The sequence below is a fragment of the Pseudomonas sp. O230 genome (assembly GCF_045447035.1).
In the GTDB taxonomy this organism is placed as follows: Bacteria; Pseudomonadota; Gammaproteobacteria; order Pseudomonadales; family Pseudomonadaceae; genus Aquipseudomonas.
In genome coordinates, this window is sequence record NZ_JBJGXN010000031.1 from 1 (window position 1) to 557 (window position 557).

General features: G+C 62.5%; 1 protein-coding gene. It reads right to left on the minus strand.

Annotated elements, in window-relative coordinates; translation table 11 throughout:
* The coding region (locus ACI77H_RS30030; protein WP_407015549.1) for a VCBS domain-containing protein at positions 1–557 on the minus strand (557 nt) is incomplete at both ends.

A 557-nucleotide genomic window follows, 5' to 3' on the forward strand; every position in this document is an offset into this window, starting at 1 on the left:
TGTTGCTGTCATCGACGGCTTTAGGCACGTCATCAACGATGTTGACCACGATGGTGCTGGTGACGGTATTGCCCAGCGAATCGGTGGCCTGATAGGTGAAGGTTTCGCTCAGGGTATTGGCGCCGTTATCCGCATGCGGCGTGGTGCTGGCCGGCGAGGTCAGGGTGTAGGTGTACGTGCCGTTGGGGTTGAGCAGGATCTGGCCATACGCGCCGTGGTCGCTGCCAACCAGCGCGTAAGTGATCGCGCCCGCCGCACCGCTGACCGAGCCGACCAAGGTGCCAGAGGCGGTTTCGCCGGTGTGGCCCGGTTGGCTGCCGATGACGGTGCCGGGCGCCAGGTCCTGGCCGTCCTTGCTCAGGTCGAGGGCTTTTTCGTAGACCGTCACATCGTTGTCGCTGACCGCTTTGATGCAGCTGTTGTTGACGTCGATGGTGATGGTTGTGGTGCTTTGATCGCCGTCGTTATCGCGCAGGGTGTAGGTGAACACGTCAGTCGCGCCGGGACCGTTCACGCCGTTCGGGTAGCTGTGGTATTCAGCGTTGCCCTGGGCGTCG